At 47.0% G+C, this 25,146-nt stretch carries 18 protein-coding genes and 1 tRNA gene; 5 read left to right on the top strand and 14 right to left on the bottom strand.

Features of this window, described 5'->3' with window-relative positions; translation table 11 throughout:
• Positions 1–82: 82 nt before the first annotated feature.
• The 5 genes from Q0986_RS21550 to Q0986_RS21530 form a co-directional block, all read right to left on the bottom strand.
• The gene (locus Q0986_RS21550) at positions 83–1,408 is read right to left on the bottom strand and encodes a PhoH family protein (protein ID WP_299415718.1); all 1,326 of its coding nucleotides are present in this window, start codon (positions 1,406–1,408) and stop codon (positions 83–85) included.
• Between the two features lie 209 nt (positions 1,409–1,617).
• The gene (locus Q0986_RS21545; RefSeq protein WP_299415715.1) at positions 1,618–2,079 is read right to left on the bottom strand and encodes a hypothetical protein; all 462 of its coding nucleotides are present in this window, start codon (positions 2,077–2,079) and stop codon (positions 1,618–1,620) included.
• Positions 2,080–2,235: 156 nt separating this feature from the next.
• Positions 2,236–5,373, bottom strand: coding sequence for a caspase family protein (locus tag Q0986_RS21540; protein ID WP_299415712.1), 3,138 nt, complete (start codon positions 5,371–5,373; stop codon positions 2,236–2,238).
• A gap of 23 nt (positions 5,374–5,396) precedes the next feature.
• A complete protein-coding gene (locus tag Q0986_RS21535; RefSeq protein ID WP_299415709.1) occupies positions 5,397–6,779 on the bottom strand; it encodes a tetratricopeptide repeat protein in 1,383 nt (460 codons plus the stop codon).
• 362 nt (positions 6,780–7,141) lie between these two features.
• Entirely contained in the window at positions 7,142–8,128 is a 987-nt protein-coding gene (locus tag Q0986_RS21530; protein WP_366918653.1) for an RsmB/NOP family class I SAM-dependent RNA methyltransferase, read from the bottom strand.
• Between the two features lie 164 nt (positions 8,129–8,292).
• Here Q0986_RS21530 and Q0986_RS21525 point away from each other — a divergent pair, with 164 nt between their 5' ends.
• From Q0986_RS21525 to Q0986_RS21515, 3 genes are all read left to right on the top strand, one after another.
• Positions 8,293–8,928, top strand: a complete 636-nt coding sequence (locus tag Q0986_RS21525) for a hypothetical protein (protein ID WP_299415702.1) — start codon at positions 8,293–8,295, stop codon at positions 8,926–8,928.
• 103 nt (positions 8,929–9,031) lie between these two features.
• Positions 9,032–9,104 (top strand) — tRNA-Arg (locus Q0986_RS21520).
• Between the two features lie 80 nt (positions 9,105–9,184).
• Positions 9,185–10,177, top strand: a complete 993-nt coding sequence (locus Q0986_RS21515; protein ID WP_299415699.1) for an adenosine kinase — start codon at positions 9,185–9,187, stop codon at positions 10,175–10,177.
• 7 nt (positions 10,178–10,184) lie between these two features.
• Here the strand turns inward: Q0986_RS21515 and Q0986_RS21510 are convergent, their stop codons facing one another.
• The 9 genes from Q0986_RS21510 to Q0986_RS21470 all read right to left on the bottom strand — a co-directional run bounded on the left by Q0986_RS21510 (position 10,185) and on the right by Q0986_RS21470 (position 22,147).
• On the bottom strand, positions 10,185–11,639 hold the full coding sequence (locus Q0986_RS21510) for a Rieske 2Fe-2S domain-containing protein (RefSeq protein WP_299415694.1): 1,455 nt from the start codon (positions 11,637–11,639) through the stop codon (positions 10,185–10,187).
• Between the two features lie 546 nt (positions 11,640–12,185).
• Complete coding sequence (locus tag Q0986_RS21505) at positions 12,186–12,692, bottom strand: YqeG family HAD IIIA-type phosphatase (RefSeq protein WP_299415690.1); 507 nt, start codon at positions 12,690–12,692, stop codon at positions 12,186–12,188.
• A 27-nt stretch (positions 12,693–12,719) separates the two neighbouring features.
• On the bottom strand, positions 12,720–13,820 hold the full coding sequence (gene mltG, locus Q0986_RS21500; protein WP_366918657.1) for an endolytic transglycosylase MltG: 1,101 nt from the start codon (positions 13,818–13,820) through the stop codon (positions 12,720–12,722).
• 28 nt (positions 13,821–13,848) lie between these two features.
• Positions 13,849–14,403, bottom strand: coding sequence for a DUF3727 domain-containing protein (locus Q0986_RS21495; RefSeq protein ID WP_299415682.1), 555 nt, complete (start codon positions 14,401–14,403; stop codon positions 13,849–13,851).
• Positions 14,404–14,530: 127 nt separating this feature from the next.
• Positions 14,531–14,965, bottom strand: coding sequence for a Holliday junction resolvase RuvX (gene ruvX / locus Q0986_RS21490; RefSeq protein ID WP_299415678.1), 435 nt, complete (start codon positions 14,963–14,965; stop codon positions 14,531–14,533).
• A 10-nt stretch (positions 14,966–14,975) separates the two neighbouring features.
• Positions 14,976–16,193, bottom strand: a complete 1,218-nt coding sequence (locus tag Q0986_RS21485; protein WP_299415674.1) for a GNAT family N-acetyltransferase — start codon at positions 16,191–16,193, stop codon at positions 14,976–14,978.
• Between the two features lie 238 nt (positions 16,194–16,431).
• Positions 16,432–17,598 (bottom strand): F420-0:Gamma-glutamyl ligase, encoded by a 1,167-nt coding sequence (locus Q0986_RS21480; protein WP_366918652.1) that lies wholly within the window; start codon positions 17,596–17,598, stop codon positions 16,432–16,434.
• A gap of 696 nt (positions 17,599–18,294) precedes the next feature.
• Positions 18,295–20,007, bottom strand: coding sequence for an iron uptake porin (locus Q0986_RS21475; protein WP_299415665.1), 1,713 nt, complete (start codon positions 20,005–20,007; stop codon positions 18,295–18,297).
• 397 nt (positions 20,008–20,404) lie between these two features.
• Positions 20,405–22,147, bottom strand: coding sequence for an iron uptake porin (locus tag Q0986_RS21470; protein WP_299415660.1), 1,743 nt, complete (start codon positions 22,145–22,147; stop codon positions 20,405–20,407).
• Between the two features lie 433 nt (positions 22,148–22,580).
• Between Q0986_RS21470 and rlmD the strand changes: the two genes are divergently transcribed.
• Together rlmD and Q0986_RS21460 are read left to right on the top strand one after the other, a co-directional pair.
• Complete coding sequence (gene rlmD, locus Q0986_RS21465; RefSeq protein WP_299415656.1) at positions 22,581–23,972, top strand: 23S rRNA (uracil(1939)-C(5))-methyltransferase RlmD; 1,392 nt, start codon at positions 22,581–22,583, stop codon at positions 23,970–23,972.
• Between the two features lie 126 nt (positions 23,973–24,098).
• A complete protein-coding gene (locus Q0986_RS21460) occupies positions 24,099–25,109 on the top strand; it encodes a DMT family transporter (protein ID WP_299415653.1) in 1,011 nt (336 codons plus the stop codon).
• Positions 25,110–25,146 lie beyond the last annotated feature (37 nt).

Genomic DNA, 25,146 nt, shown 5'->3' with positions numbered 1-25,146 from the left:
CTTATAGGAACCATACCCAGTTTGCCCACTTTTTGATCTGATTTGAAATCGATATAAGTGAATAAATTTTAAGTAAATAATTTTAAAGTAATGCTGCTGCCCGTTCAGCAAGTCCAGAACGCTCCCCCTGGTACAGGGTGATATGACCGGCAATGGGTTCAGCTTTGAATCGTTCAACCACATACGTTAACCCGTTGCTCGCGGCATCTACATAGGGGTTATCAATCTGTTCTGGATCGCCCGTCAACACAATCTTAGTGTCTTCCCCTGCCCGAGTGAGGATAGTCTTGACTTCGTGAGGGGTCAAGTTTTGGGCTTCATCCACAATCAAAAACTGTTTGGGGATGGTACGGCCCCGAATATAAGTCAGGGGTTCAATTTGCAGTAAGCCCTGCTCAATCAGTTCTTCATGTCCCCGACGCCAATGTTGGGGTTGTCCGTTTCTGTCTTGTGTGCCGAATATTAGATCAAAATTGTCATAGAGGGGTTGCATCCAGGGGGTTAATTTTTCCTCTATATCCCCGGGTAAATATCCTAAATCGCGTCCCATTGGCACAATCGGACGGGCAATCAGCAAGCGACTGTAGCGCTTTTCATCCGCAACCTTATGTAATCCAGCGGCAATCGCCAACAGCGTCTTCCCCGTTCCCGCTTTCCCCACTAAAGTCACCAAGGAAATGGAGTCTCGAAGGAGCAGCTCAAAGGCAAATTTCTGTTCTCGATTGCGAGCCCGAATTTGAGAAATGCCGTGATGAGGAAATTTAGGTAATGGCGTTACCGCTCCACTCTGTTCGCTGGCGAGTGCCAGAGCGGTATGGGAGGGATTGACACTGTCAATTAAGGTTACGGCTTGGTTGGGCCATGTTCGGGTCGTTAACGAAGTCTGGCCAGCCTGAAATAACTGGCTGATGGTTTCAGTACTCACCATCAGCTCTGCTATCCCTGTGTAGAGCCCCTCAAAATCTACTTTATCGGTGGAATAGTCCTCAGCCGCTAGGCCCAAGACATCTGCTTTAATGCGGAGATTCGTATCCTTGCTCACCAGCACGACTGGACAGTGGCATTGATGCTTGAGTTCTAATGCCACCGCCAAAATAGCATTGTCGGCCTGGTCTCCTTCTAATTCCGGGGGAAGTTCTTTAAGGGTGATGCGATCGCACAAGGCAACCCGTAGGATTCCGCCCTTCGGTAACTCAATGCCTTGGGTCAGCTGCCCTTGGATACGGAGGTCATCCAGCGTCCGTGAAACCTGGCGAGCATTTCGGCCTGTCTCCTGCGGTTGTTTCTTGAACCGATCCAATTCTTCAATAATCGTAATCGGCAAAACGACATCGTTGTCCTCGAATCGAAAAATGGCATTGGGATCGTGCAATAGCACATTGGTATCGAGGACAAACGCTTTTTTCATAGGGGGAATTATAGCCTCATCAGAGAGTAAGAAGCCTAACACTCTAATTTATTAGAGTACACTAGCCATGACGATACCGTCCCTAACAACAAAAGGGATTCAGCCTTCTCCCTCAATCATCCGAACGACTCAGATCAGCAAACAGCTAACTGCTCCACCAACCAGGCTGCAGCAGTTAGCCATAGGGTCCTCTGCTTAGAGAGCAGAAATTATGTTTGAGAGCGCAGCCGACGAGTTGCAAATACAGCCGATCCCATCCCGCCAGAAAGCACAATCGCCACCAAGGGAATCTGTGGAGATGGGGTGGTGGGGACAGTACTAATTTCATTGAGATTGACGCCTTTATGGGTAACGGGAACCGTCAGAATATCCTGATGTCCAGACTCACCAATACTCACTTCCCATTCCCCAGGCATCTTTTGATCCGTCTCAAGGGTGAACTGGCCGTTTTCGTCTGTTTGAGTTTCCAGCACCGGCTTAGATAAATCATTAGGAGCATAGATTTTGACTTTGGCATTTTTATGGGGTTCACCCGTACTAAAAACAGCCGTAAACTGAACCTTGTTGGTATCCTCTAGCACATAGTTTGTTTCCAGCGCATGGGCCATCGCTTTAGCTGGCAAGCCTAATATAGCGAAGAGGATAAGGGGCATTAGTACTTTAGATTTCATATGCATCAGTTCTCCCAATGATCTCTAATTCTTAACGATGGTGCTAGGGCAGAAAAAGTTCGCTCTCAGTTGGCTACATAATATCTACAAATTCTGAAAATTTCACCTCTCTCATTCCATGATTCCCCATAAATCCAACACCGAAATCCTCTAACCTTAATCTCGATGCCAAACCTTGATTGCACTATTTTGGCTGCTACTGACTAAAGATTGCCCATCGGCAGCAAAGGCAAGTGAATAGATATCTCCCTCATAGCCCGTTAGCGTATGACGTAACTTCCCCGAAGAGAGGTTCCAAAGTTTTACGGTGCGATCATGACTGCCTGTTGCTAACGTGTCACCATCTGGACTAAATGCCACCGCCGTCACCGGCAGGGTATGGTCCGTAAACGTCTGACGCAGTTGTCCTGACTGCATATCCCAGAGCTTCACTGTCTTATCTTGGCCAGCACTCGCCAGCTGTTGACTGGTTGGACTAAAGGCAATAGAAATCACCCGACCCGAATGTCCTTTGAGGGTCCGGACCAGCTTTCCCGTCTTCAATTCCCAGAGCTTCACCGTCTGATCTGCACTTGCACTGGCGATGGTCTGACCATTTGGACTGATGGTGACAGACCGAACTTGGCTGGAATGTCCCGTCAGAGTGCGAACCAATTTCCCCGTTTTGATATCCCATACTTTTAGCGTTTGATCTTCACTCCCGCTTACCAACAACTTAGCATCTGGGCTAATCGCAACAGACCATACCGTTGCTGGATGGGCCGCAAACGTTCTCAGTAATTTGCCCGTTGTCACCTCCCATAATTTGATCGTGCAATCTCCACTCGCACTCGCCAATATCTTCCCTTTTGGTCCCAAGGCAATTGTCCAAACCTTGTCTTTATGATCCGAGAGCGTCCGAATCAATTGACCTTTGCCTAAGTTCCAAAGGGTAATATCGTTTTGGTCCCCGCTGCTGATTAGCGTCTCGCCATCAGGACTTAAGGCAACGGACCAAATGTCTTGATTGGGCAGATTGGGAACGGTTTTCTGGTGGGCATTTTTCCAGTTAATGCCAGCCTGACACTGGGAGAAGAGTTGTTGGGCATGGGTATACAACTCAGAGTCTTTGGCCACGTCTTGAGTTTGAGCAATACAGTTTTCGTAGCGTTTTTGTTGAGCAAGAGACTGCCAGAATTCCAGCTGTTGGGCTTCTTTTTGCTGCTTTTGAGTCTCTTGCTGATGACGGAGAGCCGTCATCAGCAAGAGGAGAGCAATCGTTCCCGCTCCTGTGACCCACCAAACTCGCTTGGGAACAGACTGTAATTGGCGCGAGGATACAGACTGTAATTGGCGCCAAGAGAGGGAAGAGAGATTGGTCCAGTTACGCCAGTGACGTAAATAACGACCTAGGTTGCTAGACCAGTTTCGCCCCATAGTGGCCAGGCGACTTACAGCAAGCTTATGCTGTCCTAATCCCAAAGCATGATGAAACGGCATTGCCGTGTGATTACTTTGAGCCGTTGCCCTCGTCACTTCAGTGGCTTGTCCTGGGGATTGAATCACCTGAACCTGGCGAATAATAGCGGATTCAACCGGAATGGTGTCAGCATCCGTTAATCCTAAAGTCGTTTGAAAATGTCTAAACTGATCCTGCAAATAATCACTGACTGGATATTCTTGTCGCACCGCCTCCACAAAAGCCACCGCATATTCTTGCAACTTAGTTTGGTAGAGTTGCCCAGGTTTACTGACCTCAGCCTCAATCACCTGAGCCCTTTCAGAATCTAGATCTAAGCTGGCCTGGAGGTTGTCCAGAATCACTCGATTAACAGGAGACACCTCACCTTGATCCGCATAAGATTCAAACTGCCGACGATAGATAAACTGAGGCTCATGTACAGGAGATTGCGCTAAGGCTAAATTTTGCACCGCCTTTACGTTATAGATCTGAGGATCAATCGCCGGAATCTCTTGTTTCACCTTACGCCTAGCATAGGCATACCATTCCTCAACTGAAATAGTGCCATCACAGTTTTGATCAGCCGCCCCCGTTCTCAACCCTTCTACCAAATAAAACGTATAAGGCGACAACTCCGATCCCTTATGAACGAAGGCATGGTGAGACTGAGTCGCTGAAGCCGATATGGTTCGTCCTACCCCGCCTAAATATTGGGGCAGGTTTACATGGCCAGACTGTTGAGACAGCGTAGCAGGTGAGGTTTGTCGGTAGCAGCAGTCCAACATCACAACTTGGCGCTCTGCTTTACAGTCATTCAGAATGTCCTGTAATAAGTCGACAGACACCAGCGTTGATCGCACCACCTTATCTTGGGAGTTGGTCCGACTCATACTAGTAGTTAAGCCAAACCTGCCATGTTCGTCTAGAACGACACCATGTCCTGAAAAATAGATCAGAATGAGGTCATCCGCGTCCCGATCCTGGCAGAAGCTTTCTAAAGACTCGGCTAAGACCTGGGGATTCGGATTGAGTAGCGTATGTACCTCATTAAAAGCCGCAATTTTGGGATGTTCCAGCACTTGCTTCATCACGGCAATATCCTGTTGCACGCCGGGAAGCGGCTCAAAGCCGTACTCACAATGGCTCACACCAATCAGTAGCGCATTTTTAGTGGTAGGCACTCGGGCCATCGAGTCTAGCGTAATCTTTGGAGCGTCCAATAAACGCTCCAAAGAGTTGAGCAGCGGCTGGTTATCCGCCTCAGGGGGAAGGGAGAGGGGATCCGTCTCTAACTCATGCTCAAGAGAATCCTCTTGCCCGTGACCCGCTTGAGCATCTCCAGGAATGGCAATTGAAAAGCTCAGTAGTTTTTCCTTATTCAGCAACAAGCGACAACGAGCGCGAGTCCCTGAAGGGACAGTGACCCCAGGCAGTTTAGGGGGGCTGTGATCAACACCATCAATCACAACTTTGCTGACTTCAAGGGGAATACTGTGAGGCTCAATGAACGTAACCGGTCCACGTTCTAAACAGGTATAAATCCTATCCAGCAAAGGGTTGTCAAGCTTCCCCATTAAGCAGTAGGCAATAAAGTAAGGAACATGGCAACGGCCTAGATCATCGTTCCCTTGATTAAACATCCAGCCAAATAATGTTTGTTCAGTTGAGATTTGGGCTAGATAGGCGGCTCGGTATCCTGGCTGTGGAGGGGCATAGGAATTCCAATACTTATAAACTATCTGGGTGAGAAAAACCTGCTTAACATCCTCACCCACATCAGGACTACTCAGTGTTTGAAATCCCTGATCAGGGAAACTTGTATAAACCAGTTGACCGAGATCTAACGTTAACATCGAAAGATATCCCTAGAGTACGATTACGGGTTAGGTTTAGACCGAGCTTGGGCTTCTTGAGCCATTTTCCGAATTTCTTGCTTTAATTCATCCGTTGGGGCTGCTGTCTCGGCTTCAGCAAATAATGTTGTCGCTGCCTCAGTATCTCCCTCATCTATCCGTAGGGTGGCCTTACTGGTCAAAGCCAGAATGCTTTTGGGGTCCAGCTTAAGGATTTTGTCATAGACATTCTCTTCTTCTTTTTTCTTCCCATTGAGGGCATACAAGCCTGCTAACTCAAATAGAAAGTCTGATTTTTCCGGCTGCTGGCTCACTAGTTTTTCCATCAATGGCAGCGCCTTATCAAACTCGGTTAAATCGGAATAGAGTCTAGAGAGATTCAGTAATGCCTCCGGATCATCTGGCGACTGTTCGAGAATTGCCTGATATTTCTGCACCAGTTCTTGGGGGGAAAGCTGTGCTTGTTCTGCCGAGTTTTTGAATAACCCCAATCCATCAAACCCAATCAATAACGCGATCAGTAAAGTGAGAAGGCTCGCAATGCCAGCAACTCCCCAGAGTTGCTTATTTTTCAACACGCTGTCTAACTGTCGAGACTTGGTTAGGGGTTGAGCTGTATTATCCAACAGGCGGCTAAATCCACTGGCCAAAGATTGCGGACTTTCTTGCCGATAAATCTTACTGAGTTCTGTAACCAGCCAGAGAAAGGGAGCAGATGCCCCTTTTGCTCGCAAAACTGACATTTTCCCCTTAGTCGCAATGGGAATGGTCGAGTAGAATCTACGGTAATTAATTTGATTGGCATCCAAACGAGCCATTAATGGCTTGATATTGTCCTCTATTTTGAGTAATTTCTGAGGATTTTCTGTTAAGAGATCGCATTTTGTCAAAATAATAGCAAATAGATACTTTATGCCACTTTGTTGAGCTAAGGAAGCGATGGTCTCTACTTGCTTTATCGTACCTTGAAGGATCTGGGTATATGTACCATCATTCAATAGGGTATAGGTATCGATAAATACGCAGCATCCATGGGACTCCAGCACCATTTTTTGGAAGTTGGGATTCTCATTTTTGCAGATTTCTCCAGGAATATCCCACCAGCGAAATCGACAGAGATTCCTTGTGCCAAAAAGGTTCTGACTTTTAGCTGTAAACGTAAAATTGGTAATCTTCATCGTGGCTGGTGGATATTGGCCCGTTTGGGCAATATATTCCAGCAACGTATTGAGATTTTTTTGGACTTGAGCATCCTGACACTCAAGCCAAGTAGATGATTTTTTGGATACACTACTTGACTTTTGTTCAGCATAGCTACCTGCTAAAAAAACAGTTTTACCCACACCCCGGTGACCAATACTGAGTAGGTTAAACGTCTTTGATTTAGGTTTAGACGGAGCATTCATAGGTTAAGTACTAGTGCAAAAGTGGGGGGCATAGATAATAGAGATGAAAACTAAACTATTTTAGTTAATCACTCTAACCTACATAGATGAATATCTATTAGGGAAGTTTTCTTAACTATTGTTGCATAGGGGGGATGCTCCAGAAGTCAGTGTAGGTTTAGCACCAAGCTGCTGACGTAACCTGCCTTACAATTTATTCAAGCCTTTAGGCAGATAGACTGAAAGCGTTTTATGGGATTAACTTTCAGAATATGGATACAAATAGTCTTAAATAGCTCCTGATTGCGATTATTGGCAATTTGTGGTATCCCTTTGGGCAAGACTATATTTGCTGCAGGATATTAATAAGTAAAGAAAGGCGATTACTTCTCTTTGTTCCGATGGGAACGCCATCGATAGTGGGTCTGTAACCATGGGTTTGGTTGCGGGTGCGATGACCTCCGGTCGGTCTTTGACCATCGCACATTCTCTGGCCTCTTCCTAAACAGTATTGTAAATGCACCCGCTCCTAGCCGAGATTGAGGCCACATCCGATAGCAAGGCATATCTGTTAAGTGGGATTGAAAGTCTTGTAAAAGCGAGACATGTTGTGGCTCAAACTCAGGGAATTTCCGCAGAAACCAGGCGCAGACTCGCTCATCCTCGGCTTCGGAAAAAGCACAGGTCATATAGGCGATATACCCTCCCGGAACAACTAATTCGGCGGCATTGGCTAAGATTCGCCGCTGTCGTTTGGCATTGTGTTGGATAGAAACCGGGTGAAAACAACCGGGGGCCGCTTCTCCTTTGGCTAACAGCGATTGTCCTGTACAGGGAGCATCTACTAAGACGACATCCGCTACTTGCGCCATATGATCAGCGAGGCTACGGGGATCAGCACTTAACACCTGCACCGGATGGACCTGACATCGCTTTAAATTACTAATCAACCGTCCGACCCGCTTGCCAATCACCTCATTACTGAGGAGCAAATGGGGATGCAATAACCGCCATGCCAGCAGGCTTTTTCCGCCAGGAGCAGCACAGAGATCGAGCACGACCTGCGGGGTAGAGCTGACTGCAGTGAGTGTTGTTGCAGCAAATACGGATGAAAAATCTAGACAGTAATAGGCACCTTGTTGATGCAAGGGGTGTTTGCCCGGACGGTCGTCTACCGCTAAGCGATCGACGCAGGAGGGTTGCCAAGATAGAGGGGGGATTGTTTGAAAGCAGGATTGATGCGATCGCTCTGTGACCCACAGAATGCAGGGATGAAACGGCTGAGGATCGATGAGAGCCTGAATAAACGCTTGCCGCTGTTGAGCATCTGACCAGAGCTTCAGACTGAGCTTTTCCAACAGCTTAGACACAGTCATCCCTTGATAGAAATAAGGCTGACTTGCAATGGGCTTTGTTGCATTTGTCCTCGAAGATGCACCTTAGTCTCAGCCTACCGTTTATGATTTGTGTGATCTAGTTTTACCATTGCGTTGTCTAGATCCCCACTGTGTTAACGTTGCTCAACGAGTCTGGCATGTCTGCTGAACCTGACAATCAATATCACCACCTCGATCAAACATTTGTACAGGCAACTAAAGCTGTGCTGACGGGTTCAACGCCGAAATTACCGCCCCAAACCTTGCTGCGTTCACTGTTGGAGCGGGAAAAAATGGCTCAGGTTCAACCCTCTCCTACCTTTGCCCAGTTTATCGGGACTTGGCAATTGTGTTTCGTCACTGGGACTCACAAGCCCCATCAACAGAAGGAGCGCATGATTGGTAATGGCTTTTATATTCCGCGATGGGTGACGATGCAAATTGTCTATTCTCCCGGCAATCCTACAAACTATGGCCCTCAAACGTCAGATAAGGTGGGTCAAATTGCAAATCAAGTACATTGGGGAGGGCTAAGTCTCTCTTTAACCGGACCAGCCCGCTGCTGGGCCAAGAAAAATATTATGGCCTTTGATTTTACGAGAATTGAGTTTAAGGCCTTTGGAAAAACGCTCTATCAAGGGTTTATCCGAGGAGGACAAGCCGGTGAGCAGGAATTTTGGCAGGGCCATGTTCGCACCCAAGCCTTTTTTGTGTATTACCTGATTCATCAACAGGTTCTGGCTGCTCGGGGTCGGGGCGGTGGAATTGCTCTCTGGGCAAAAACAGAGTCCTAGCGCTCACTGAGCTGGTGATCCTCTCTCCCCAAAGGCTGATCAGCAATACGGATTTTAACATCGACAAAGTTAGACAGTTAGCATAGTCTAGTTAAAGTCATGAGCGCTCGTAGCTCAGCGGATAGAGCAGTTGCCTTCTAAGCAATTGGTCGCAGGTTCGAGTCCTGCCGAGCGCGTAGACCTTAAAAATCAATAATGCATTACAGTATTCATGATCCGCTGAGCAAACAGCGATGGTGTGAGTACAGGAAAATTGATGACAACTTACGACGTATATGGCCTGGGTAATGCCCTAGTAGATATCGAATGCGAGGTTTCTACAGATGTATTACAAGAACTTGGGGTAGATAAGGGGGTGATGACCCTGCTGGAGGAAGCTGATCAGCATCGAATTATTGAACGTTTAGACGGCCATCCACTGAAACGAGGCTGCGGCGGCTCGGCTGCCAATACGATGATTGCGGTCAGTCAGTTTGGCGGGAAAGCTTGTTATTCTTGTAAAGTCGCCAACGATGAACCCGGTCAGTTTTATCTCGCCGATCTGAGTCGTTGTGGCGTCGATAACAATTTACAGCAGCATCAACCGGAAGCTGGCGTCACGGGAAAGTGTTTGGTCTTTGTAACGCCTGATGCCGATCGCACAATGAATACTTTTTTAGGTATTTCAGGTCGGTTCTCAGAGGCTGAGCTGTTACCGGATGCGATCGCAGCCGCAACCTACACCTATATTGAAGGCTATCTCGTGACGTCCCCTGATGCCAAAGCAGCCGCTATTAAAGCGCGTGATATGGCCAAAGCGGCAGGGCAGAAAGTCTCCCTCACCCTTTCTGATTACAACATGGTCAGTTTTTTCAAAGAAGGGCTGCTGGAGATGATTGGCTCCGGCTTAGATTTAATTTTTGCCAACGAAAGCGAAGCCTTAAAAATGGCAGAGACAGAAGATATAACGGCAGCCATCGATCATATGAAGACGCTGGCCACCTGTTTTGCCATCACTCGCGGTCCCCAAGGCTCGTTGATTTACGATGGTCAGCAAATCTTGGAAATTGCCCCCACCCCCGTTAAAGCGATTGATACCGTTGGCGCTGGCGATATGTATGCGGGTGCGGTCCTCTATGGCATCACCAACGGTATGAGCTACACCGAAGCAGGACAACTGGGATCAGTTGCAGCAGCCAAGCTGGTCGCGAGCCTCGGTCCCCGCATGCCCACGGAAGTGACGCGTAGCCTATTGGCAGACGTTCAATAAAATTGGGTTACTTGTTCGTACGTTCAGGATGATTGCGGGGAGGGACAGAGCGGCCTTTATGGAATCTCTGTTCCAGCTGTCCCAAACTGAGCCAAGCGATCGATGAACCAAAAATTAGCACCGTCGCCGCAATGGACAACTTGAGCGAGAACATGCCAAACCCAAAGGCCAGTAGTGGGGTAAGGGTCCAAGCCAGTAAAGTCACACCGACCATCACTTTTCGCAACCGCTTGACATTTTTAAGGGCCTGAGAACAGCTGGAACAGTGAAGGGTGTGGGAATAATACCGATCCAGTAACTGGTCACGGGTCTGTGCCGGAGGAAGGCTTTGGCCAGGAAATGGATTCGCCTGAAACCGTTCTTGCCATTGGTGCAACGCCAAGACAAACCGATCCGCCCGGGTGGGTAAGTAAAAGGCTTGAGCGATCGATTTACGTTCCCTTGTCCGCTCTAGGTAACGTTCTTGGAAGTGTAAGAAGATTTGATCGTCTTCCAAAATGGCATTTTGTCCCAAATGGGAGAGCCAAGTTGGGGTATGGCTAATCATCCATGCAGGAAACTTAGAGGCAAACTGAAAGGGAAACCGGGCAAAAATACGACATTCGCCTTTGCGGATAGGCGTAGCATAGACAACTGTCAGGGTTCGCCCGAACTGGCGAGAGGTTAAATCATGCCACATCAACCCTGGGGCCATAAAAGTTGTGGTCTGTGCGCCCAGCTTGCCCTGTCGAGGACCTTCCTCCCAAATTCCCTTGAACCCTTGCTTCCCTGACTCCATCACCTCCAGCTCAACGGGACCGGCATTATCGCGGTTACCGACCGAGCGGTGGTGAGTATAGGGTAGGTGACTTGGGTCTAAAACATTCTCTAAGAGCGTCAGCACATCATAGGGTAAATCTCGGAAACCATCCAAAATAATCCAGTCCTCTGGCGAGTCCTCAATCGGATCAACAATGGGGACAGGCGTTAAGGTTGCCCGTTCTTTTTGCCCTGGATACACAAATAACAGCCCTTGCTGGATGCTGATGGGAAGAGAAGCAACACAAGCCCGAGGAGACACCTCAGCCGTGCGCCCCTGTACCTGTTGAGGAATGCGCTCACAGTCTCCCGACCCTGAAAAGGCCCAACCATGGTAAGGGCATTCCAGCAAACCTTCTTCATCAATGCGGCCTTCAGAAAGACGCGCTAAACGGTGGGGACATTGATCATCAAAGACCCGCCAAGTCTGTGCATGATGATCCCACCAGATGACTAAATCTCTTTCTAGCAAGGTAAAGGTGGTCAGTTGCTCTGGGTCTAAGTTCTGCACATAGGCAATCGGGTACCAAGCCTCCTGCCAGTCAAAGCGACTAGGATCATCACCCCCTGCTGGCAATGTCTTTAAGGTGTTACTGAAGTCTGAGGTCGTCAACGGTAAATCTGACGGTTTCTCAATATCAACCAAGGCTGAAAGCGATTTCATGGGGCTATTCGAAGTATGTCGGATATGAGTGGAATGGGTCTACACCCATCAGGGTCTAATTCGACTCGTGGATGGCAGTCCAACCCAACCTGTTCATAACTGCAATTTAACAAAAAATTGAGTATTTGTGTTTTTTTGTTTCATTTACTGCAATTTATATTGTTATATTTCGCACAATGTGTAATGTGAAAATTACTACCATCCTTTATCCTTAAATGCTATTCCACTGTGATCGAGGATAAGGTGAGCCCGACTTCGCATTGAACATCGAAACCTTAAGAAGAGATGGCGATCCCATTGCTGTTGCCTTAGGGAGCAATAGCCCCATCGACTCCTTTTGAACAGCAAAAAAGCCGCTTCTCCGAAGAAAAGCGACTTTTTTGTTATGGTATTTAAAATTTATTTTTAGAGCCTTTATTAAGCTGGCCCCAATTAATTATGTTTATATATTGACAAATATTTCCTTATGTTGAAGGTTTCATAATATTTATTTTATATTTTTACCTTCCTTGATGTTTCTGTAACGATTCTCAATCAAAGACTCTCTTAGCTTAAGATGCGCTCTAAATTCTTGTAAATCCAGAGTTCTACCTGACGCAGTATGCTGCCATGACTCACAGGCTCTACCAAAATCGTAAACAGTCCTAAACGGTTCCCCGCCAGAACATCCGTAAACAGTCGATCGCCAACCATCGCCACCTGCTCGTACGGTAAGTTCATGGCTGAAACCGCTTTCCGTAATTTTCGCCGAGACGGTTTACTCGCTCCATAAATATAAGGTAGGTCTAAACTAACCGCAATTCTCTCTATTCGAGAGCGTTTGATATTGTTGCTCACTAACCATACGGGAACGTTGGCCTTAATTTGGGCTAGCCAATCGAACAGTTCCGGCGAAACATCGATCGCTTTAGTAGACACCAAGGTATCATCAACATCCAAAACCAGTCCCTTCAGCTGATATTGCTCCATCAGCTTGGGGGTCAATTGCAGAATGGAATCCTCCAGTTGCAAATTGGGTTGTAACAGAGAAATCCAGGAAGAAGCTGGAGACATCGGATAAAAGAAATAAGAAGGACGTAACTAAAGATTAGAGGAGTTCTGTTGCGCGTCTTGTTGATCACGAATTTTAGCCTGAGCCCGTAAATGCTCAGACAGCGTCCGGCTAAACACATGGGTGCCGTCATATCGAGCAACAAAATACAAGAAGTCGGTTTCCTCCGGTGCAACAACCGCTTGCAGACTGGCCAGTCCCGGACTGGCAATCGGGGTTGGTGTTAAGCCAGCGTTGATATACGTGTTGTAGGGAGAAGGCGTTTCCACTTGAGCATAGGTTAGGGGTTGATCGGGCGTTTGGGTAATGCCTAGACCATATTCTACGGTTGGATCAGAACCTAGGGTGATATTTTGCTGTAACCGATTCCAAAACACGCCCGCAATGAGCGTTCGTTCATCAGCAACCACTGCTTCTTTTTCCACAATACTGGCGAGGGTCACCCAATCCTTTAAGCTTAAATCTGAAAAACCGGATCGAGCCTCATAAATCGGTAAAGCCGATTCTTGAAAGTGATTCAGCATGACCCCAATGACGGCCTCTGGCGTCCGCTGATCTAGACCGATCTGATAGGTATTCGGGAATAAAAACCCTTCTAAAAAGGGAATATCGGGGGGCAGCCAAGGGTAGCGATCTCGGGGGATTTGTTGGGTCGCGTCTAAGAACTCCTGGGCTGCAAACCATCCTAGCTCTTCAAAATAACGGGCCATTTGTTTTTGGGACCAGCCCTCGGGCACCGTAAAGCTGACTTGCTGGACTTTTCCAGACCAAATGGTTTGGGCCAGATCAGGTAACGGGGCTTGTGGAGAGAGTTGATAGGTTCCGGCATGGAATCCACTTGCAGACTGCCATAGTCCTGTCCATCGAGTCCATACTTTCCAGGCGGTGATCGAGCGAATCAGTCCAGCTTCCTGCAAGATCTGTCCAATTTCTTCGGCGGAGGCTCCTTCTGGAATATTGACCTGAAGCAAATTGGGAGAAGATGGAGAATTGCTCTGCATGGGTGCGATCGCAGATTGCCACCAATACCAACTTCCGCCACCAATTCCACCGACTACAGCAACAATGGCAACAGCCAAAGAAATGGCCAGCTTGCGGTAAGGTGGTCGAGTCTTTTTATTCACGGTCAGCAATGATTGTCGTCTACAAATTCAACAGTTAATCTAAATCATCCATTAAACGTTCCTCTAATAGCGGTTGCAGCTTGGGTTGTAACGTTCGAAACTCTTCAGGAGAGAGAAGCTCTGGCTGCATATTTTCCCGCAACCTAACTACAAATAGCACTGGATCTATAGGAGTATAGATCGAATACTCCTGTTCTTCCTCAAAAAACGTAGCCAAGAGCTGATACTCTTCCTGCTCAGTAATCGAATCGCCATCTTCCATTTCTAAAATCAAGATTTCTTCTTCATCAATATCAGGCAGATCGCCTTCCACCGTTAAGGACAATGCACTGCGCTTGAGTTTCAGATTCTGCTCTGATAAAACAGCTTGGGCGGTAGGGAAAATTTTGGCTAATTCTTTCTCTTCAACGGGCTGAATAATCTCATCTTCACCTTGGCTAACGACCCAACCGAAAATATCAACAGGGTAATCGACAGGATTTAAGAGAGCATATTCTTCTTGATCAATTGGGACGGATACTTCGACATAGCAAGTTAACGAATGTCCTGCTTCATCCATCAAAGTTACCGTGGATCGGTCCATTTCCATGCGCGTTTTACCTCTGCTCCCCAGACTTACGGACTACACAACTGTTGCGCCTATAGGCTTAAGTTTAGGCGTTAATGGGCTTTATGGATGAGAAAGTTGGTCAAAAAAACGAAACCCATGCAGTGAATTACAGCGAAGCGCGCCCGGGCTTTTGATCCAGCCACCGTTGCAGAATTAGGGCAGCCGCTTTGCGATCAATGATCTCTCGATGCTCTGATGGAGTGAGTTGCTGAGCCCGCATCATCGACTCCGCTTCCTGGGACGTTAATCGCTCATCGACATAGTTAAGGGGTAACTCTAAGGCCCTAGCAATCCGGCGGGCCAGTTTTTGAGTTCGCTGAGCCTGGGTCCCTAGCTCCCCATTCATGGTGTAGGGTAACCCAACAACTAAGGTTTGGACGTGCCGCTCCGCCACGATCTGCTGTAACTGCTCAATATCCTGGGCAAAAGTGGTCCGCCGAATGGTCGTCAAACCTGTGGCGATTAGCCCCATACCATCACAACCTGCAACCCCAATCCGACGATGCCCTAAATCTAACCCCAACGCTGATATCCGCGGCATAAATCTCAATTTAGAATTTTTGAGAACGATAGCTGGACCGTTTGGACGAAGGGTTCGGGGCGGACCATCCACTGGAACTACCAGGGTGACTATCTGTGACTGAGTACGTTGGGGATGGGTGGGTTAACCAATAGGTCATGCGACCAGGAACAGGATTCCGTTTTGGCTGGAGCCCCTGCAACATATCCGATAATTGTAAGGTATCGAAGGAGATAGAACGAGACTCTCGCAGCTTATGCCAAACCGAACGAGACATCATCAAGGTTTGCTCTAAATCCTCAGCACCGATCTGCTTTAAATATTCTTCCCGCTCAGGTTGATAATCTGTAGAATTCAATTGAAGAGGAGCAGAAGGATAGACCTGAGTCAGCTGAGCCATATGGGTGAGCAGTTCTGGATACAGCCAGGTATAGGCTGGATGAACCGTCAGACGGGCTTCGTGCGGTTGGGTCGCATTGCGGCAGAGGTTAATCTCAAAATATCCGATTGCCGCTTTACGCTGAGGTTCAAAAACGTAGGCTCTCACTAATTCTTGCGCTTGTCCCCACAGCCGCAGCCCAGAGGTAAAGGAGGTGATTAAACTGGTTTTAAAGTCTTGAATATGGCGATCAAAGACCTGTCGAACTAACGGTGGCATCGATGCGGTATCTAATTGATATAGCAACGGGGCATCGGCGTTATTAACGGGCAATAAATTGGGAAGCACAGGTTCTCGTTCAGCCAATTCACTTAACTGTTCAGGTGCAACAGACCAGTAGGTAATTTTGGCCAAAGGTTGAAACCCATTATGGCGATATAAAGCCAAGGCAGTCGCCTGATTGACTTCGATTTCAGTCAACCAGGTACGCGCTTCCCAAATATTTTCTAAGCAATATCGTAATAACTGAGTTCCGACATCTTGCTGGCCCACTGCTGGGGTAACACTCACCTGGTCAACCCGCCAGGTACTCCGAGAATGGTTAAAGGGAGAAACTTGTACCACCCCAGCCAGTTGATGATTTTGCTCCCAAATGTAAGTTCTGAGTTGATCAAGATGGTGAGGGAAGAGTCGCAGTAGTTTTAACAAGCTAGACCAACGCTGGAGTTGCTGGAGCTGCTGCTCATGTCCATAAAAGGACCCCACACAGGTCTGATCGTGCTGATCAACCAATATCTGCTTAACGGCTTCTAAATCACGATACTGAATCGGTCGAATTACAGGTTCTAATTTGGGGGCTGCTAAAGTCATACGAGTGGCCAGTCATGCGGGACTTAAAGCGTATGGAAGTCATTCGCGCGGAGACAATACTTGAAGTGAACCTGCTAGCTTAAATGGATAAAATTAAGCTGTGCAAATGAGCTCAAATCACGGGTATAGGCGTCCAGAACTGAATCTATGGTATCGGATCTCTCCCTAAAAAGGGGATAACAGACGTCTAGGTCTTAAATTTTTCAAGCATTAACCCTCTATACAATAACGTTAACCGCTAAGCCTGGGTAGGTCTAATCAAAACGACAGGCGTTTGCTCATCCGCATTGCCGGCAGGATTACTCCTTAATGCCTCTTCGATCAAGGATAGAGGGGCATCTTTTGTTGCGGCTAAAATTTTAACGCGTCTTAGATCGTTAACATCGACAATTGCCGCAGCTAAACCGGTCTCGGATTGAATCTGGTCCACGACTTTTTGGGGATCATCAGGCCCCAAAACAATGAACTGATCGTAGGGGGGTAAGGTCCCTGTCACATCATCAATCAGCCGAGCCTGCTCTCCTGCAAGTCGGTAGAACATGCCTGCCTGGCCAAACACTTTTGCGATCGCACCCACCGCAAATGCCAAAAACACACGCACAGGCCCCTCAATATTGACTAGGGTCTGTAAACCACAGGCCGTTGCCAAACTCGATGTGGGCAAAAAGAAATAGGCCAGTCGGGTTGCCACCCAACCCGGTTGGATCGTGCTGGGATGAATCGTACGCCCCTGCATAATCGCCACCGGCGTCTCGCCAATGGTGACAATATCACCAGGTTGGGCATGGGGGCTGACATATCGTCGAACAATATCTGGGCAAGTATCCAGTTGCGTAAGCAAATGCGTCGGCACAGGCAGAACTTGTCCATCTGATACGGAACGCCATTCGAGAGGATTTTGAGGATCGGGAAAACGCAGTGGAATGACTTCATGATGGGTATTGTGGATCCGTCCCTTAGGCCCATAGGAGATGTAATGAATTCGGACCCAAACCGCTTTTAGTTGCGTCAAATCAGGCCCTGTAATCTCTACGGAAATTTCCGCCGTTGTTTGATAACGAGATTTAACGATATACGCAAACCAATATCCATCTGGGCGAGCTTCCACATCAGCATGTTTGGGGGTAACCTTAACCCTATGGTGAATATCCTCTAAGCTGCCCTTCGATAACAGCGTGATCTCCGCTGACATCTCCGGGATCATCACCTCTAATTTGCGCGTGGGATTAAAAAAGGACTGCTCACCCACTAACCGATAATGTTGGGGTTCACGAGACTCAAATTGCCAATTTCCGGGCAAGGCTTCTAAGGCATTTCCCTGGCGTCGACGATGTGTCCATTCCAGCCCCCCCCAAGCGAGGAGAAAGACACCAATCAAACCCATTACGATACTTTCAATGATCATTCTGTATTTTGAATCCTTACCTTGAGACTCCGATGAGACTTGGAGAGTGAGCGCTGACTTTTGCTCAATCAGAGAAATTTTTCTGAGCGAACCGAGATGATCATGCCATATGACTGACTTTTCTCCCACCTGGGTATCCATCTCAATTGGGGAGGCTAGATTAATTTAGCCTGTCTGATAGGTCTGTACTCCCTTAATTCGCAAGTTTTTTTTGACCCGATGCAAAAAATTAATACTCATAAAAGCAAAGACTTTCTCCAAATAAACTTTGCTTGCAAAACGCAATCCAACCATCCATCAATGCCTATACTGGGAGGTGAAGCGAGTTCGCTTCCCTGGCAGATAAAACAGCCAAATTCAAATCCATAGAAGAGGTAAATGAGCTGTTGACACTAACATCTGTCTCGTCAAAAAAGAATAACACCCAAGGCAAATGCTAAGTTTCCTTTAATGTCGTTATGGGAGAAGGGAGTCGGGGCTAACCTCTGATTTTTCCTAATCTCCATATTTTCTTTATCAATGTAAGGAGCAGATATAGCGGTTGGTCTTTGGGTGTTATTTGTTTTAAGATTCGGCCTTTTATCCTTCTGCTAAATAATCGGTTAAAGCCAAACTACTTGAAAGCCCTAAGTTCCTGATTTTTAGAACTTAGGGCTTGGCTTAATGCAGTGTGACTCGCAATAAATTTGGATTGACTTAGAACTTGAAGGTTGTACGGATGACTCCAACAACAACATCATCAGCCGTTGCACTATGCTCTGGATTCAGGATCCAAATCACGCCAGGGGTAATGGCAATGTTGTCGTTCACCTTAAACTTATAACCAGCCTCGATGTGATAAGGGGTAGCAGCATTATCTGGATCTGCAAATCCCCCACCAGTTGCAACAACTTCATAGGGTTGACCAAAGAGTGCATAGGCTAAATTCCCTTCAGCTCCTAAATCAGGAAACTGCAGTGAAGCAGCCCAGTTTAATAGCTCCGCAGAATCATTATTGACATCATTGGCCGTGCGCGCAAAGGTATAACCGACCCAACCCGAAAAATTCACCCAATCAGCGGCTTGAATGGTGGTTTGAAAACCCAAGTGATCGGCTGTGGTGTCTAATCCATTCCCAAAGGGTCTACGTTGAATATCGTTTGTAGTACTTGAGGTAACATTGACATTCCCCGCTTCATCAAAGGAGCGAACATAGGTGAGGCCAACCTTCACCTTTTCCACTGGCTCAACCGTCAATTGGGCTAAAGCAGCATAGCTCCCCCCAAAAAGACCACCCGTTGGATCATCGATATCGTCACCTGCACCTGTCGCATTTTGTCCTTGATCTGCTAGGTAGCCGACCGATAAGGAGGCTTTCTCAGCAATATCCCAAACAACCGTTGCACCAACCCCACCACTTCCTTGACGGTAAATAGGGTTAAAACGACCAAAGCGTGAAAGAGCACCACTACCACTACTTTGAAGATAAGGATTTAAGGTATCGACATTATCCTGATACTCACCCGCATTGGCATCAATCTTTACTTTGAGATTCTCAATAGGCTTGAACTGGTAATTCAACTCATCTAAAGTAAAACCATTACCATCTTCACCATCGAAGCCTAAACGGGCCATACGAGTGTTTGTGGAATTATTGAGTTCTGGAACATTAACGGATTCAAGACGCACTCGCAAGCGATCGTCTCCGTTGAAACTCGTATCTAAATTTAGACGAACGCGAGGAGCCAAGAAAACGCGGTCTTCCTCAAATGCTCCACCAGGACCAGTTGCATCACCTTCATCTGCCGCTTGGCCTTGATCAAAAACATAGCCAGCTCCAAAAACCACTTCACCTTTAAGCTTGGTTAGGGTAGAGAATTGCTGGGCTTCAACTGTGGCTACTCGGGCTTCGAGGCCATCAACCCGACCCCGTAAGGTTGCTAGCTCAGCCGCAAATTCATCCTGAAGAGCTTTGAGGGTATCTAGATCTTCCTTGGTGGCAAAGCGATTGCTCAGGTTATCTAAACAAGCATTGACCAGAGCGGCAGCTTCTCGACGGGACATCGCCCGGCTTGGACGGAACGTGCCATCAGGGTAACCTGCAACACATCCATAGCGCTCAACCAGAGATTGGATGGCTTGAAATGCCCAATCATCCGGTTGGACATCCGAAAGCTGGGAAACAGACGTGACTTGCTCCAAGCGGTTCCCCTCGGTTGTCTCCATTAAATCCGAAACAGAGGGAGTGGGAACATCAGCATCCGCCAACACGAAGCTCTCTGTTTCTAGCGCTTTAACAGAAGCAGTCTCATGTAAAGTGTCACCTGCAGGTTCTAGGGATTCTGCCGCAACTGCATGGGTGGGTAGCAACAACGCTAAACCTACCCATGCAGGGTTCAGTCGCCCCAACTTACGCCAAATCGTTGACATTTCAATTTTCTCCTCACACTGATGTTGGAATAACCATTTGTTTGGTGAGTTAATCTAGAATATCTGCCATTTTTCATAGAAGCAGGACCTTCTAAACATTGAAATCTCACCCAAATTTCTAGGAGACGCAGCTTATTCGCACTCCCCGAACAAGATTGGATTTCAGCTAAGACAGTTCATTCAGATCTACTCCAGCAATCAATACCATCAGAGAAAAGCTAGAAACAACAAAGATTAGGTTAAGGAAGGGAGGATAATCCTGAGTGGTCAATCATTCTTGTCATCTTAATTGACAGATATTGAGCAGGATATCTATAAAAAAACCCGTAATCAAACCAATGATTACGGGTGAAACTGGATTAATTGGGATCTTCAATTGAGATCTAAAACTTGAGATCTAAAACTGAAAGGTTGTACGAATCACTCCGACAACAACATCATCAGCCGTTGCACTATGCTCTGGATTAAGGATCCAAATTACACCAGGAGTAATGTGAATGTTGTCATTCACGGCAAACTTATAACCAGCTTCGATGTGATACGGGGTAGCGGCATTGTCTGGATCTACAAATCCCCCATTTGTTGAAACGATTTCGAAGGGTTGACCAAAGAGGACATACCCTAAACTTCCTTCTGTTCCTAAATCAGGAAACTGTAGAGAAGCTGCCCAATTCAACAGTTCTGCAGATTGATTATCTACATTATTAGAAGTGCGAGCAAAGGTATAACCGACCCAACCTGAAAAATTCACCCATTCAGCGGGTTGAATAGTGGTTTGAAAACCCAAGTGATCGGCTGAGGTGTCTAACGCATTGCCAAAGGGCCTACGTTGAGTATCATTTGTGGTACTTGAGGTGACATTTACATTCCCCGCTTCATCAAAGGAGCGGACATAGGTGAGGCCAACCTTAATCTTTTCGACAGGCTCAACTGTCAATTGGGCTAAAGCAGCATAGCTTCCCCCAAAGAAACCACCCGTTGGGGCAGCAATGTCTTCGCCAGCACCTGTTGCATTTTCGCCTTCATCCGCTAAATAGCCGACAGATAAAGAGGCTTTTTCCGCAATATCCCAAACAACGGTTGCACCAACGCCACCACTTCCTTGACGATAAATAGGATTAAAGCGACCGAAGCGTGAGAGGGCACCACTTCCACTGCTTTGAAGATAGGGATTGAGGGTATCGACATTATCCTGATACTCACCTGCATTGGCGTCAATCTTAACTTTGAGGTTATCAAGGGGCTTGAACTGATAATTCAATTCAGTTAGCACAACATTTGTGTTGCCTCTGCCATCAAAGGACAGCCGAGACATACGTGTATTAGTTGAATCACTCAGATCAGGGACATTGTTGATGTCAAATCGGGTTCTCAAGCGATCTGTGCCTGAGAAACTTGTGTCAAAGTTAAGACGAACCCGAGGCGCGAGGAAAACCCGATCTTCCTCAAATGTTCCACCAGGACCAGTTGCATCGCCTTCACCTGCGCCTTGACCTCGATCAGATACATATCCAGCCCCAAAAATGACTTCCCCTTTCAATTTGGTCGTGGTGGAAAACTGCTGAGCTTCCACTGTGGCCACGCGGGCTTCTAAGCCATCGACGCGACCCCGTAGAGTAGCAAGTTCAGCCGCAAACTCATCCTGAAGGGCTTTGAGGGCATCTAAATCTTCTTTGGTGGCAAAGCGATTGCTCAGGTTATCTAAGCAGGCATTGACCAACGCTGCAGCTTCTCGACGAGACATGGCTCGGCTAGGACGAAACGTGCCGTCAGGATAGCCCGCGACACAACCATAACGTTCGACCAAAGATTGAATCGCTTGAAAAGCCCAATCATCGGGTTGAACATCCGAAAGCTGAGACACAGAAGTCACTTGCTCTAAGCCGTCATTTTCGGTATCACTCATCAACTCGGAAACGGATGGCGTTGGCGCATTAGCATCAGCTAAGACCAAATCTGAAGAAGGTTTCAAATTTTCTTGAGGAAAGCTTTCCTCAATCTCAGAAGGAACCAGATTTAATTCTGAAGTGCTTTGGGTCTGATGGGTAGTTTCAGTTGCAAAAGCAGAATTTGGCGATAAGACAGCCAAACCAAACAATGCAGGACAAAGTAAGGCCAGCTTTTGTAGTTGCATTGACATTGAAGTTAACTCCTCACACATAAAGACCTGATTTAGTCCATCTTCTTGGTTTTTAAGAAGATTAGAATTTTTGAGTCATAACTTGACTAATTGGGACTAAATCAAGACAAGATTAAGAAGATATTAGTTCTTAATTGATTTTTTGTGCAAACAAAAAATAGCAGGGCTATCAAGAAGCTTGAGATATACGTTTAGCACGAGCTATTGTAGCGAGACGATTGAGCTTGGTTTTGAGTCTGAGGAACTCACTCGTTTTAGTCTTTAACTAGATTGATAATGAGGTTCAACAAGAGTTAGCTTTATTTACATAAGTCCATGCACTATTCGAAATGTTTAGCTGTATAACGCAATTGCAATTTCAGTATCCATCGTTTCAAGACTGCTCCAGTCGCAACACTCAGCTTAAGATGAGTAAGCTGCCACATTACAAACCATGGAAGCACAGTCTACCTGGAAGCAAGGCAACTTGCTGGAGTTGGAAATCACTGACCTTAGCCCCAACGGAGATGGCGTAGGTCGATGGGGAGAACAGCAGCGCGTTATTTTTGTCCCCAACACGGTTCCAGGCGATCAAATTACGGCTCGGCTGATCCGAGTTAAACCAAGGTATGCCTATGGCCAGCTCCACAAAATCATTCATGCTTCTCCCCATCGGATTAGGCCCCAATGTATCGTGGCTGACAAATGTGGCGGATGTCAGTGGCAAGCCGTAGAGTATGCCCATCAGCTGATAGCCAAGCAGAATCAGGTGATTCAGGCATTGGAAAGAATTGGCCAATTTCAGTCTCCTATCGTGGAGCCAGTACTAGCAGCGGCTTTTCCCTTTGCCTACCGCAACAAAGTCACTTATCCCCTTGCTTTTAACCCCAACTCTCAACGAGTACAGGCTGGCTACTATCGTCAAGGTAGCCATAAGCTCATCAACCTTAATCAATGCCCAGTCCAGGATCCTCACTTTGATAGGTTCTTAGCAGAAGTCAAAGAAGATCTCCAAAAACGAGGCTGGCCTATCTATGACGAACACAAACATCAGGGCCTGATCCGTCACCTTTCCTTACGCATTGGCCGTCGCACGGGAGAAATATTGATGACCTTGATTGTCAATGCAGATCAGAATCAACCTTTATCTTTAGAGCTAGACACTCAAGCGCAGGAATGGTTAGAGCGCTATTCCCAACTCGTGGGGATTTGTTTGAACTTCAACCCCCATCAAACCAACCGTATCTTTGGGGCAGAGACTGTCTGTCTGGCAGGCCGCCACTATCTACATGAGATGTTTGCAGGTTTGACCTTTCAACTTCGTCCCGATACCTTTTTTCAAGTCCACACCGAACAAGCCGAAGTGTTGCTGAACACGATCCTCGACCATTTGCAATTAGGGGGAAACGAACAGGTGGTGGATGTGTACTGTGGGATTGGTACCTTAACCCTGCCCCTAGCGCAGCGAGTGAGAGAGATGGTGGGAATTGAGATGCAAGCCGCAGCGATTGAGCAAGCGCAGGCTAATGCTGCTCTTAATCAGATTACCAATGCCACATTTACAGTGGGCGCAGCCAAAGATTGCCTGAAAGCCATTCCCTTCAAACCTGATGTGGTTCTGTTAGACCCCCCTCGCAAGGGTTGCCATATGGATGTGATTGAGCAGTTATTGACTCTGAATCCCCGACAAATGGTGTATGTCAGTTGCCATTCAGCAACATTAGCGCGAGATTTGAAGCCCCTTTGTCAATCCAGCTATGCGATTGATCGGGTTCAACCTGTGGATTTCTTTCCCCAAACATCCCATATCGAATGTGTGGCTTTTTTGAGGAGATGCGTCGATTAATATTGGCAAAATGTGACGATACATTGCGTAATATTTATTTAACCCATCAATCTCGTAACATTACATAATATTGTGGGGGATCATTTGGTCCGCCCTCGGTAGCTCACTTCTTAATCTTGAATTTCCATGATTACCAAAGCCCCAGAGCGGCCCCAGCAGTCTCTTGGCCAGTTGCAGCAACCAACGGTAACGCCTGTTGACGACACTGCTGTTTCGCCTTCTGCACCTGTTGTTCCCTTCGTGGCCCTGATTGCTGCCGTTGGCATTTTGTCATTTTCAGCAATTTTTACACGCCTGAGTGAACAAGAGCTGAGTGCTAGCGCCACCATCTTTAATCGATTTTGGATTGCGTCTCTAGCCTTGGGGATGTGGAGCGGTTTTCATCAATTTCGTCAACCATCTCTAGAACCAACCCGTCCCTCTCCACCGTTGCAGGGACGTGATTTATTGTGGTTTTTGTGTTTGGGAATTTTAATCTATGGTCGAGCAGGCTCATGGGCGTGGTCGTTAACCCAGACAAGCGTGGCCAATTCCAATCTGCTGCATAATATGACTCCCTTATTTGCCACGTTGGGGGGATGGTTATTTTTAGGCCATCGGTTTAACCGCCAATTCTTGATGGGGATGGGATTAGCCTTAACGGGCGTATTAGCGATTGGTATTGGGGATTTCCAGGTCGGAACCAGCAGCCTGGTGGGAGACGGAGCTGCTTTACTCTCTGCGGTGTTTTATGCTGCTAATTTTCTAGTCATTGAGCGGCTAAGGGTAAAATTCTCTACCTCTACGATTATGTTGGCCTCTTGTATGGTCACCGGGTTGTTAACGTTACCCATTGTTTTGTTGGGCGGCAATCAGCTTTTTCCCACATCCACGACCGTTTGGTTAGCGGTGATTGCGTTGGGTGTGATTAGTCAAGGGTTGGGGCAAGGATTATTGGCTTACTGTTTGAAGCAATTTACGTCGGGATTTGTTTCTGTGTTTATGTTGTTGGAGCCTTTGATCACTGCTATTCTGGCTTGGAAAATCTTTTCAGAACAGCTTAATTTACTCAATTGGATTGCCTTTTTTGTGGTCTTAATGGGACTGTACCTGGCAACCATTAGTAAAGGAGCCTCAAAATCAAGCCTCGCCCACTAATGTTTCGGCTAAACTGAACGTTAACCAGGTTATGCTT

The sequence above is a fragment of the Acaryochloris sp. IP29b_bin.148 genome (assembly GCF_028285565.1).
Taxonomy (GTDB): domain Bacteria; phylum Cyanobacteriota; class Cyanobacteriia; order Thermosynechococcales; family Thermosynechococcaceae; genus Acaryochloris.
Note: the sequence above shows the minus strand (reverse complement) of the source record. Positions and strands in the feature narration are given on the sequence as shown.

Bases quoted from the DNA above. Each gene is read 5' to 3' on its own strand.
- Q0986_RS21480 (WP_366918652.1), bottom strand. From the start codon at position 17,598: ATGATCATTGAAAGTATCGTAATGGGTTTGATTGGTGTCTTTCTCCTC.
- Q0986_RS21545 (WP_299415715.1), bottom strand. From the start codon at position 2,079: ATGAAATCTAAAGTACTAATGCCCCTTATCCTCTTCGCTATATTAGGC.
- Q0986_RS21460 (WP_299415653.1), top strand. From the start codon at position 24,099: ATGATTACCAAAGCCCCAGAGCGGCCCCAGCAGTCTCTTGGCCAGTTG.
- Q0986_RS21550 (WP_299415718.1), bottom strand. From the start codon at position 1,408: ATGAAAAAAGCGTTTGTCCTCGATACCAATGTGCTATTGCACGATCCC.
- Q0986_RS21505 (WP_299415690.1), bottom strand. From the start codon at position 12,692: ATGTCTCCAGCTTCTTCCTGGATTTCTCTGTTACAACCCAATTTGCAA.
- Q0986_RS21540 (WP_299415712.1), bottom strand. From the start codon at position 5,373: ATGTTAACGTTAGATCTCGGTCAACTGGTTTATACAAGTTTCCCTGAT.
- Q0986_RS21535 (WP_299415709.1), bottom strand. From the start codon at position 6,779: ATGAATGCTCCGTCTAAACCTAAATCAAAGACGTTTAACCTACTCAGT.
- Q0986_RS21510 (WP_299415694.1), bottom strand. From the start codon at position 11,639: ATGAAATCGCTTTCAGCCTTGGTTGATATTGAGAAACCGTCAGATTTA.
- Q0986_RS21525 (WP_299415702.1), top strand. From the start codon at position 8,293: ATGTCTGCTGAACCTGACAATCAATATCACCACCTCGATCAAACATTT.
- Q0986_RS21475 (WP_299415665.1), bottom strand. From the start codon at position 20,007: ATGTCAACGATTTGGCGTAAGTTGGGGCGACTGAACCCTGCATGGGTA.
- Q0986_RS21485 (WP_299415674.1), bottom strand. From the start codon at position 16,193: ATGACTTTAGCAGCCCCCAAATTAGAACCTGTAATTCGACCGATTCAG.
- rlmD (WP_299415656.1), top strand. From the start codon at position 22,581: ATGGAAGCACAGTCTACCTGGAAGCAAGGCAACTTGCTGGAGTTGGAA.
- Q0986_RS21515 (WP_299415699.1), top strand. From the start codon at position 9,185: ATGACAACTTACGACGTATATGGCCTGGGTAATGCCCTAGTAGATATC.
- ruvX (WP_299415678.1), bottom strand. From the start codon at position 14,965: ATGCCGCGGATATCAGCGTTGGGGTTAGATTTAGGGCATCGTCGGATT.
- Q0986_RS21470 (WP_299415660.1), bottom strand. From the start codon at position 22,147: ATGTCAATGCAACTACAAAAGCTGGCCTTACTTTGTCCTGCATTGTTT.
- Q0986_RS21495 (WP_299415682.1), bottom strand. From the start codon at position 14,403: ATGGAAATGGACCGATCCACGGTAACTTTGATGGATGAAGCAGGACAT.